This window comes from Leifsonia sp. NPDC077715, from assembly GCF_040686855.1.
Lineage (GTDB): Bacteria > Actinomycetota > Actinomycetes > Actinomycetales > Microbacteriaceae > Leifsonia.
This window is the reverse complement of the sequence record NZ_JBFBOG010000002.1, coordinates 39640-48807: the sequence shown is the minus strand read 5'-3', so window position 1 is coordinate 48807 and position 9168 is coordinate 39640. Positions and strand designations below refer to the sequence as shown.

The 9168-nt window shown below is 68.1% G+C and carries 11 protein-coding genes and 2 pseudogenes; 7 read left to right on the top strand and 6 right to left on the bottom strand.

Annotated elements, in window-relative coordinates; genetic code table 11:
* From AB0P25_RS07050 to AB0P25_RS07030, 5 genes and pseudogenes are all read left to right on the top strand, one after another.
* Positions 1 to 702 (top strand): annotated as a pseudogene (locus AB0P25_RS07050) (hypothetical protein); the annotation flags it as partial.
* Entirely contained in the window at positions 699 to 1376 is a 678-nt protein-coding gene (locus AB0P25_RS07045) for a class F sortase (protein ID WP_363806306.1), read from the top strand. The pseudogene AB0P25_RS07050 and the gene AB0P25_RS07045, both read left to right, overlap by 4 nt.
* Before the next feature lie 117 nt (positions 1377 to 1493).
* Entirely contained in the window at positions 1494 to 1937 is a 444-nt protein-coding gene (locus tag AB0P25_RS07040) for a hypothetical protein (RefSeq protein WP_363806305.1), read from the top strand.
* Positions 1938 to 2025: 88 nt separating this feature from the next.
* Positions 2026 to 3252 (top strand): signal peptidase I, encoded by a 1227-nt coding sequence (lepB, locus tag AB0P25_RS07035; protein ID WP_363806304.1) that lies wholly within the window; start codon positions 2026 to 2028, stop codon positions 3250 to 3252.
* A gap of 2 nt (positions 3253 to 3254) precedes the next feature.
* Positions 3255 to 3596, top strand: coding sequence for a hypothetical protein (locus tag AB0P25_RS07030; protein WP_363806303.1), 342 nt, complete (start codon positions 3255 to 3257; stop codon positions 3594 to 3596).
* A 19-nt stretch (positions 3597 to 3615) separates the two neighbouring features.
* On the opposite strand, the gene AB0P25_RS07025 is transcribed toward AB0P25_RS07030, so the two are convergent.
* Positions 3616 to 3921, bottom strand: coding sequence for an HAD family hydrolase (locus tag AB0P25_RS07025; protein ID WP_363806302.1), 306 nt, complete (start codon positions 3919 to 3921; stop codon positions 3616 to 3618).
* 49 nt (positions 3922 to 3970) lie between these two features.
* Positions 3971 to 4285 (bottom strand): annotated as a pseudogene (locus AB0P25_RS07020) (HAD hydrolase-like protein); the annotation flags it as partial.
* 56 nt (positions 4286 to 4341) lie between these two features.
* On the opposite strand from AB0P25_RS07020, the gene AB0P25_RS07015 reads away from it, so the two are divergent.
* Together AB0P25_RS07015 and AB0P25_RS07010 are read left to right on the top strand one after the other, a co-directional pair.
* The gene (locus AB0P25_RS07015) at positions 4342 to 5160 is read left to right on the top strand and encodes an SDR family oxidoreductase (RefSeq protein ID WP_363806301.1); all 819 of its coding nucleotides are present in this window, start codon (positions 4342 to 4344) and stop codon (positions 5158 to 5160) included.
* A gap of 540 nt (positions 5161 to 5700) precedes the next feature.
* Positions 5701 to 5931, top strand: coding sequence for a hypothetical protein (locus AB0P25_RS07010; RefSeq protein WP_363806300.1), 231 nt, complete (start codon positions 5701 to 5703; stop codon positions 5929 to 5931).
* Positions 5932 to 5960: 29 nt separating this feature from the next.
* Here AB0P25_RS07010 and AB0P25_RS07005 read toward each other — a convergent pair whose 3' ends face one another.
* The 4 genes from AB0P25_RS07005 to AB0P25_RS06990 all read right to left on the bottom strand — a co-directional run bounded on the left by AB0P25_RS07005 (position 5961) and on the right by AB0P25_RS06990 (position 9144).
* A complete protein-coding gene (locus tag AB0P25_RS07005; RefSeq protein WP_363806299.1) occupies positions 5961 to 6992 on the bottom strand; it encodes a hypothetical protein in 1032 nt (343 codons plus the stop codon).
* 68 nt (positions 6993 to 7060) lie between these two features.
* On the bottom strand, positions 7061 to 7756 hold the full coding sequence (locus AB0P25_RS07000; RefSeq protein WP_363806298.1) for a hypothetical protein: 696 nt from the start codon (positions 7754 to 7756) through the stop codon (positions 7061 to 7063).
* 31 nt (positions 7757 to 7787) lie between these two features.
* The gene (locus AB0P25_RS06995) at positions 7788 to 8033 is read right to left on the bottom strand and encodes a hypothetical protein (RefSeq protein WP_363806297.1); all 246 of its coding nucleotides are present in this window, start codon (positions 8031 to 8033) and stop codon (positions 7788 to 7790) included.
* 76 nt (positions 8034 to 8109) lie between these two features.
* On the bottom strand, positions 8110 to 9144 hold the full coding sequence (locus AB0P25_RS06990) for a Gfo/Idh/MocA family oxidoreductase (protein ID WP_363806296.1): 1035 nt from the start codon (positions 9142 to 9144) through the stop codon (positions 8110 to 8112).
* Positions 9145 to 9168 lie beyond the last annotated feature (24 nt).

The window sequence follows — 9168 nt, the reverse complement described above, 5'->3', positions numbered from 1 at the left end:
CCGTATGTGTGGCCGGGCGCTGCGGGGGTGCTTGCTCCGGGTGAGCAAGCGTCCGGGACCGCGACGTATCAGCTGACGCAGGCGGATATTGATGCGGGGCATGTGGTGAACACGGCGACCGGTTCGGGGAACACTCCGGACGGGAACCCGGTGGATGTGCCGCCGGTGTCGGGGACGGACACGGGTGTGGACCAGGGGTCCTCGGGGCTGTCGTTGGTGAAGACCGCGGACGCGTCCGGGGTGCAGGCGCCGGCGAAGCCGGGAGATGTGATCACGTATCACTTCGCCCTGCAGAACACGGGCAACACGACCCTGACGGGGGTGGCGGTGACGGATCCGCTGCCGGGGCTGTCGGCGATCACGTATGTGTGGCCGGGCGCTGCGGGGGTGCTTGCTCCGGGTGAGCAAGCGTCCGGGACCGCGACGTATCAGCTGACGCAGGCGGATATTGATGCGGCCCGCGTTGTCAACCATGCCACCGCCGCGGGTGCGCAGCCCGATGGTGTGGCGGCTGAGGCTGCGTCGGAGGTGACTGTTCCGCTCCCGGTCGAGCCGGCAGCGCCGGAAGGTGGCGTGTCCGTGGGGACCGGAGGCGCTTCGGACGGCTCGGCCACCCCCTGGCCGTTGCTGCTCCTTCTTCCGGCGTTGGTGGGAACAGCGGTGACGCTGACCGCCGCCCGGGGAAAGAGGGCCGACCGATGAGCGCCGAGATCCGCCACGGGCGTCATCGCACCCCTCGCCGTCGCCTGCGTCTCGGGATAGCCGCCGCCGTGTCCGCGGTCTGCCTGATCGTCGGGGGGATCGTCGTGATCAACGAGATCCCCCACAGTGAGGCGACCGTGGCGGACCTGAACGGGAACCCCGTCCAGGTGGATGAAGACCAGGTGCCCACGGTGTCTCAGAAACAGGCGATGCGCGCTGTTTCCTCGACCGGGGAAAGGTTCGCGATCCCGGCCGTCGGGCTCGACGTACAGCTGGGCGAGGTCAGCGCGGTCGACGGTTCGGTCGTTCCCCCCGGGTTCACCTCCGTCTACCGGGTGCGCAACCGCGGTGTCTCACTGGCACAAGCGGGCACCGGGACCGTGTACCTGGTCACCCACTCCGTGAGAGGAGGCGGGCTGGCGCCAGGCAACTACGTCGAGGACCCCGCCACCGGCACATCGACGCTCACCCCCGGCACGGCGATCCTCGTCGGCGACCAACGATACGAAGTCACCACGACACAGACGATCCCGAAGGACCAGATGGCATCCAACACCCCCACCTGGGCCAACGTCCCGAACAGACTCGTCCTCATCACCTGCCTGCAGAACAAACACGGCACACCCTCCACCCACAACCTCGTCATCACCGCAGTCCGGACAACTGGTGGCTGAACAAGCGGGAGGTACGCGTCATGAAAGCGCCAGAATCGCGTCTCTGTCATTAGAGGCCAAAACCTCGGCACGAGAGCCGATCGAGATGGAACGGATAGAGAAATGAAGAAAAGACAAATGAACAACAGCGTTCGAACGTTCGCTGTCGCTGCCGGAGTCGCCCTTGCGCTGGGCACGCTGTCGGCATGCTCCCCATCGCCGTCGCCTACACCGACAAGCAACAAGAGCAGCACGTCGGAGGCCAAGACCACTGGCAGTGCTTCGCTGCCCGAGGTGCCGACCGGCAAAGGGATCATCACCGCCGCAAAGATGACCAGCTGCGACACGACGGGCGCCGAAGTGACCGCCAAGGGAACCCTGACGATGCCTGAGGGCGAAAGCGGCGACGCTGTCATCTCGGTGAGCTGGGTCGATAGGAAGACATCGACCGTCTACACCCGTGGCGTCACCACGCTGAAGTCGCCGGCTCCCGGAACCGCGGTCGACTGGCAGACGTCGGCAACCCTGCCTGCCGGAGCGGAGTCCGTCTCGTGTGTTCTCGGCGCAGTCGTTCCCAAGTGACCGTGACGAGCGTCGTACGTCTCGATCGGTGAAAGCAGATCCGCGTTAGGCGGTGAGTCCATATTCCGGTCGCCGGAAAGGAGGAGAGATGACACTGATGCCGCGAAGCGCCGTCAGGAAATCCGGGCTGCGCCGCTCCTCTTTCGTTTCCCCGAATGGGTCGGCGGCCGTTGTCCCTGATGCGCTCTCCTGGCGGGCGAACCTCGGTGGCGCGTCCGCGCCTCGAGGGCCGCAGGCGTGGCAAGCGGCCTGCGCTGTCGAGTCTGGCAGGACCGTCATCCAAGCGGGACCATACGGGGTGATAGACCTCGCGGCGGAAGCGCCTGGTGAATCCCCCGACGCGCGCGTAGGGCACGTCGGGGTCGTGTGGTGGGATAAACGTTCATTCCGCAAAGAAGACGACGATTTCGGTACGATCCAGACGAGTTTCATCCCGGCATCGGTGGCCGAACACGTGGCGCTCCGTGCCCCGGTTGCCACCGATCCTCCCCCTGTCTTGGATCGGGCATCCGCCCCGCAGCCGGTAGCGGTGACGCGAGCGCCGAACGAGCCGCCGGATGACCTGCCAGCCCCGGTGCCAGCGACCCGTCGGGCGACGATCGCGCAGGAGGAGGCCGTCGCTCGCGGGCATCATGTGCGTACTTCGCGACATCTGGTCGACCTCACCGGGCCGCGCGGCACCCGCCGTGCCAAGCTGCGGCGCCGCAGGATTCGTCGCCGAATCATTCTCGGCGCAGTCGTGGTCATCGCTGCCTTCGTCGCGACGGTCTTGATTCAAACTTTCATCGTCACGCCGTTCACGGTTCCTTCCGTCTCCATGAAAGACACCTTGCAGGTAGGAGACCGGATCGTGGTCAACCGCCTGTCGTACGCGTTCTCTCAAGTGCATCGTGGCGACGTCGTGGTGTTCACCGACCCCGGGGGGTGGCTGAACGCCGACGACCCCACAGGGACCACCGGTGGGTACATCGTCAAGCGCGTCATCGCCGTTCCCGGCGACCGTGTCTCCTGCTGCAGCACCGCGGGCAGGGTTGTCGTGAACGGTCGTGAGATCGCCGAGCCCTACGCACAGATACCGGTCGGGAGCCCCGCGGCAGCGGCGCCGTTCGACGTGACCGTCCCTGCTGGCGGTGTCTGGGTCCTTGGCGACAATCGATATGACTCGCGTGACTCGAGTCAAACGCAGGGGGAGCCGACCAAGGGATTCGTGCCCATCGCGAACGTGGTGGGGCAAGCGATCTTGAAGGTCTGGCCTTTGGATCGGGTCGGAGTTATCGGGTCGGCTCAACAGACGTTCGGCTACGTACCCAACTAGGGATGTCGAACATGGTCAACCTCGAGGCCGAGGGGGAGGTGGACGGTCTCGACGAAGCATCGTCGGGGGTTCCCGAGCCGAACAACGCAGTCGACTTCACAATGGACTATGCGATGCCAACCGTCATTCCTCGACCGGTTCGGCGGGCCGCTGTCGTCGCAGTGATCCTCTCGGTGCCGTTACCCGTTGTGGCGATTCCGATTGCGCACGTCACCTCACGTCAGCTGAGACAACGCGGAGAGTCCGGGGTGCCACTCGTCCGAGCTGCGCTCATTGCAAGCTACCTCAGCCTTTCGCTGGTCGCACTCGTAGCGATCAATGTCGTCATCACGCTCGCGACCTAGACGGCTCGATCCTTGGCTGTCAGGCGGAACGGCGCCCGCTCAGCACGCCGTCGATGCGGGCCAGCAGGTCGGCGGGGTCGTCGAAGACCGACACCGCGCCGGCCTCGAGCAGTTCGGACGGGCCGACCCCGCCCGAGAGCAGACCGGCGGAGCGCACGTGCGCCCGCGCTGCGGCCATCATGTCCCACACCGAATCGCCGATGAACAGAGCGTCCGACGGCTGCGCCCCGGCGCGCTCCAGCGCGACCTCGATGATGCCGGGTTCGGGCTTGGCCGTCGCCACGTCGTCCGCGTTGGTGGTCGCGTGGATGGCGTCCCCCCGCATCCAGCACCTCAATCAGCATTTTGAGCTCGTCCTCGGGCGCCGAGGTCGCCAGTACCACGCGGATGCCCCGGCCGGACAGCTCGCGCAGCAGGTCCGCCGCCTTGGCGAATGCACGCAAGCGACCCGACTGCTCTGTGTAGTGCTGCGAGTGCAGGTCCTTCGCGCGCGTGATCCACTCCTCGTCGCTCTCGCCGACCAGCTGCTCCAGCAGTCGAGCGGAGTCCTGCCCGATGGCCCGGTGGATGCGCCAGGAGTCGACCGGCGTGCCCAGCTCGGCGAACGCGCGGCTCCACGCGTCGACGTGCAGGAAGTTGGAGTCGACGAGGGTGCCGTCGACATCGAAGAGCACAGCGGAGATGGTCATGGCTCCACGACTACCACCCCTTGCGCGGCGGCGGGATGGGGTGCACCGTGCCGGGCATGGCCGATCACACCTATCCCGAACTCACCGACCCGCGCACCGCCATCGTCACCGGTTCGGACTCCGGTATCGGGCGGGCCACCGCCGTGGCTCTCGCGGAGGCGGGCATGGATGTCGGCATCACCTGGCACTCCGACGAGGAGGGCGCGCAGGAGACCGCGCGCCTCGTGCGCGAACAGGGCCGCCGCGCGGTCGTCACTCAGCTGGACACCACGGACGCCCCCGCGTGCGGCGATGTCGTCGACCGGTTGGCCGACGAGCTGGGCGGCTGCGACGTCTTCGTCAACAACGCCGGCATCAACGGCGGCACCCCGTTCTTCGACACCGACTGGGAGACCTGGCGGAAGACCATCTGCGGCGACCTCGACGGCGCGTTCGTCTGCATCCAGCGCATGGCCCGGCGGATGGTGGATGCGGGACGCGGCGGCCGCATCATCGGCGTGACGAGCGTCCACGAGCACCAGCCGCGGGTCGGCTCCGCCGCGTACGATGCCGCGAAGCACGGGCTCGGCGGTCTACTGAAGACCCTGGCCCTCGAGCTCGGCGAGTACGGGATCACCGCGAACGCGGTCGCGCCCGGCGAGATCTCGACGCCGATGAACGACGCCGAGGACGAGGACCCGCGCGAGGTGCACCGGCCCGGCGTGCCGCTCGGTCGTCCGGGCGACGCCCGCGAGGTCGCGTCCGTGATCGCGTTCCTCGCCTCCCCGGCCGCGTCGTACGTCACCGGGGCGTCGTGGGCGGTCGACGGCGGGATGCTGCAGATGGGACCGCAGGCCGGCTCGCACCTCACCTCGGACGACTGGCGCCGCCTGTAGGGACCGCGCTGTCTATCGTCACCGCCTCGGACCTGCTGGAATTAAACGACATCGTCCCCGCTGCTCTCCCCTCATCCGGCGCGGGACGGATGCAGGTCGGCGGGCCCGCCTTTCGGGCATGACGGACCCGCCGGCTGCCCCGCCAGCACCGCCGGCCGTTTCTCGTCGACTCGCGTCACGATCACCGGGACATCCTCGTCTATAGGGATGAACCCGTGAAACGCGAGCCCGGGAAGGAGTGCGATGTCTGCGGTGACCGGTACCGCGTCACGACGCACGACGCATCCCTCGTCCTTCCTGGCGCCCACGAACGGGTCGTCGATCTCTCGTGCTGGACTCTCCTTGCGAGTGGCCATCCATGAGCCGGGCCGCCCGCAGGGTCGGGATACGAGGAGCGCGCCCTCGTTCGAGCACGCTCCGTCCTCGCCGCGGGTCGCGAGCGTTGGTTGGCCCCTCGTGAACGACGAGGTTGATACCCGCGGTCGGTGCGGGGCCCGCCCTCCCGCGACGGGCGTCGGCGCTGATCTCGTCGCACCGACGGTGAGGCCGCAGCGGGCCCGGCCGCTCGCGATCGTCGCGCTGCTGCTGGCGTTCGTGGTGCCGTTCGTCGCTGTCCCTCTCGGACATGTCTTGATGCGCAGCGTGCCGCCCGTCGGTCACCACACCCGTCGCATCGCGCAGGCGACGATCATCGCCGGCTACCTCATGACGCTGCTGCTCTCTCTGATCGGCCTCAACCTGGTCGTCGCGCTCGTCTTCCACTCGGCCTGACCGCAGTCACCTCCCGCGTGCCCGCAGCGTCAGCGAACCACCGACGGCGACCACGCGTGCTCGAGGAACAGCGACTCCGCCGCCGAGCCGTCCGCCGGAGCCGAGTAGACGTTGAAGTCGCCGTCGGAGCCGGGCACCGGCAGCCCGAACAGCAGCGTCTGGTCGTCCAGCCACTCGGCCTGATCGTCCACGTTGCCCGTGAGTGGGAGAACAGTTTCGGCCTTCGAGCCGAGGTCGTAGACCGCGAGCGTCCAGCGAGGGGCATCGGCCGTGCCGAGGTTCTTCTTGTAGGCGACCCGCGTGCCGTCCGGCGACAGCGACGGACACTCGGCTCCCTCGCGCACCGCGACGAGCGTGCGCCCACGGAGGTTGCCGCGAGCCAGCCACGTGCGCCCCGCGGAGGCCGCCGTCGCGTAGAAGGTGTTGCCGTCGTCGGCGAACGTCACGCCCCAGAAGTTGAGGTCGGGGGCGGCGTACGGTTTCGCATCCACCAGGAACGTGAAGGCGTCCAGCGGACCGTAATAGGTGCCGTGCACCTGGGTGATGATCGTCTGGGTCGAGAAGGCGACACCCCCGTACGACTCCCCGTCGACGAAGCCGGTCCAGGCCGCGAGCTGTGAGTTGGGGGACAGGCGGGTGCGGCTCGGCGGCCCGGGGAGTGACCAGAAGACGTTCTCGGACCCGTCGGCCTCGTAGAGCGTCGCGCGATACCCCACCGGGTCGGTGTCGAGCCGGCTCAGGCAGGAGAGCGCTCGCCGGGACGCGTCGACGCGCTCGCAGGTGAGCGGCGAGACCGTGCGTGCGCCGGCCGGCGCCGATAGCGCGACCGAGGAGACCTTGCCGAAGTCGTCTCCAGGAGCGGTGTTGCGGAACACGATGCTCGGTTCAGTGGGTGCCTTCCATCCCGAGTTCGGCGCCGGGGTGGACGGCGGGTCCACCGGGAGGGTCGGGCCCGGGGTCGGCGCGCTGTCACCCGAGCAGGCCGTCAAGCCGAGGAGCGACGCCGCCACGACCGCCGCCGCCGCGACCCGTGTGGCCCGTGTGCTGCCAATGATGCGCATCCGCCGATCCCTTCGCCTCTTCCTACTCTCTCTAACGAGGTCGGCGGCAGAGCATGACGCGAAAAAGGTCAGCCGATGAGGGACACCGCCCGCGCGATGACCAGCGCGAGGAGCACGAACCCGGCGAACGACTCCAGGGCCATGAGCAGCTTCGCGCGATGCGTGAGGGGCATGGTGTCCGTCGGGCTGAAGGCCATCGAGTTGGACAGGGAGAAGTAGAAGTAGTCGATGTAGTTCGGCACCCAGTCGGCCTTCTTGCTCGACCCGCGGGCGACCTCGTCGACGGCGTCGTGGTCCTCGTCCTGCGGGAAGCGGAAGTCGGCCAGCTCCAGCTTCGGCCGCGGGACCATGGCCCGCGCGACGGGACCGCCGCGGTCCAGCACCCAGTACATGAGGGCGAACGCGATCACGTTCGTGAGCCATACCTGCAGTGATGCCAGCAGCAGCTCGTACCCGTTCCCGTGCTTGTTGAGCAGCCGGACGATCGTCTCGCCGAGGGCGATCTGGTTGGCGACGAGGATGAAGATCGCCAGCGCGATCTCCGCCCGTCGCGACCAGGCCGACTCCCGCGTCAGGTGGTGCGGGTTGTAGATCACCAGGGCGATCACCATGAGCAGGCAGATGCCGACCACCGCGTACCGCTCGATCGCCGGCACGACGCTCGGCAGGAAGGCGTAGGCGGCGAGGGCGATCAGGGTGGCGATCACGGCGGGCCAGCGATGCTCCGGCTCGGCCGTCCGCTCTCGTTTCTCGGTCTGGGTCACATTCCGCAGAGTACCCAGAGAGTGGGCGACCTCAGTTGAAGATCGCCCACTCCGATCGGTCGAGTCGGGCACGGTTGCCGTTGATGACGAGGTACCACGAGCCTTCGTCGCGATGCAGGTACTCGGCGAGGATGGTGGTGTACTTCCACTCCCCGTTGACCAGATTCCACCGGATCAAGGAGATGAGCTGGCCCTGGCGCAGGTACGGGACCGCGACGAAATCATCTTGACGGTGGGGCTCCGGTGCGCTGCGGGCCCCCGTCCGCTGCATGCTCATGTGCGAACTGTAACTCCGGCGCAGGCCCGCTGGATATACCCCCGATCTCCGCGTCAGGCAAGACGCCCCTCCGGTGTCAATCTCCCGTCGTGGTCACGAGCTCGCGCACGGAGCGGACCGGAGCGATCGTCCGGTGCTCCGCCGACTCGTACGCGGCGAGGATGATGCCCAGCACCTCGATGCCCTCCTTCTGCGTGTGCAGGGGCCGCGTCCCGTCCAGGATGCTCCGCGCGAAGTGGGCGATCTCCTCGCCGAACTCATGCACCGGCTCCAGCTCGAAGACGGTCGGCGCGTCGTCGCCGCGACCGCGGAACGTAAGCGAGGTGCCGTCACTCGTCAGGCTCCCCGACTCTCCCACCACCGAGAACTTCTCGGTGCCGTCCGCCGGCTGGTACGCCCAGCTCGTCACGAGGCTGCCGATCACGCCGTTGTCGAAACGCACGAGCACCTGCGCGGAGTCCTCGCCCTCCATGAACGACAGGCGGTGGGTCGCGAGCATCGCCGTGACCTCGACCGGAGAGCCGCCGGCCAGGTGCAGCAGCAGGTAGGTGGGGTGGTAGCCGGTGTCGATCAACTCGCCGCCGCCGCTCGTGGAGGCGTGAGCGCGCCATCCCATGTTCGACGGGTCGAAGTCGTTGAAGAAGCTGTCGGTCGTGCGGACCTCGTAGACCCGGCCGAGCGCGCCGGCGTCGATGAGCTCCTTGGCTTTGGCGACCGCGGGCAGGAACAGCTGGTTGTGGGCGCACATCAGGGTGACGCCGGCCTCGGCGACCGCGGCGTCCACCTCGGCGGCCTCCTCCGGGGTCAGGCAGAGCGGCTTCTCGCACAGGATGTGCTTGCCGGCGCGGGCGGCGGCGACGATCGCGTCCTTGTGCAGGTGGTGGGGCAGGCAGATGTCGACCGCGTCGATGTCGGCCTCCGCGAGCATGGTGGCGTAGTCGGCGTAGATCGCGGCGCCGGAGTCGCCCGCGCGGCTCTCCGCCGACTCACGGACGGGGTCGGCGACGGCGGCGAAGGTGACCATCTCGGGATTGCGCAGGTAGCCGGCGACGTGGGCTCCGGCGATGCCGCCGGCTCCGATGAGGCCGATGCGGACCGTGTTGCTGGGCATGGTGAACGTGCTCCTCAGAGGGAA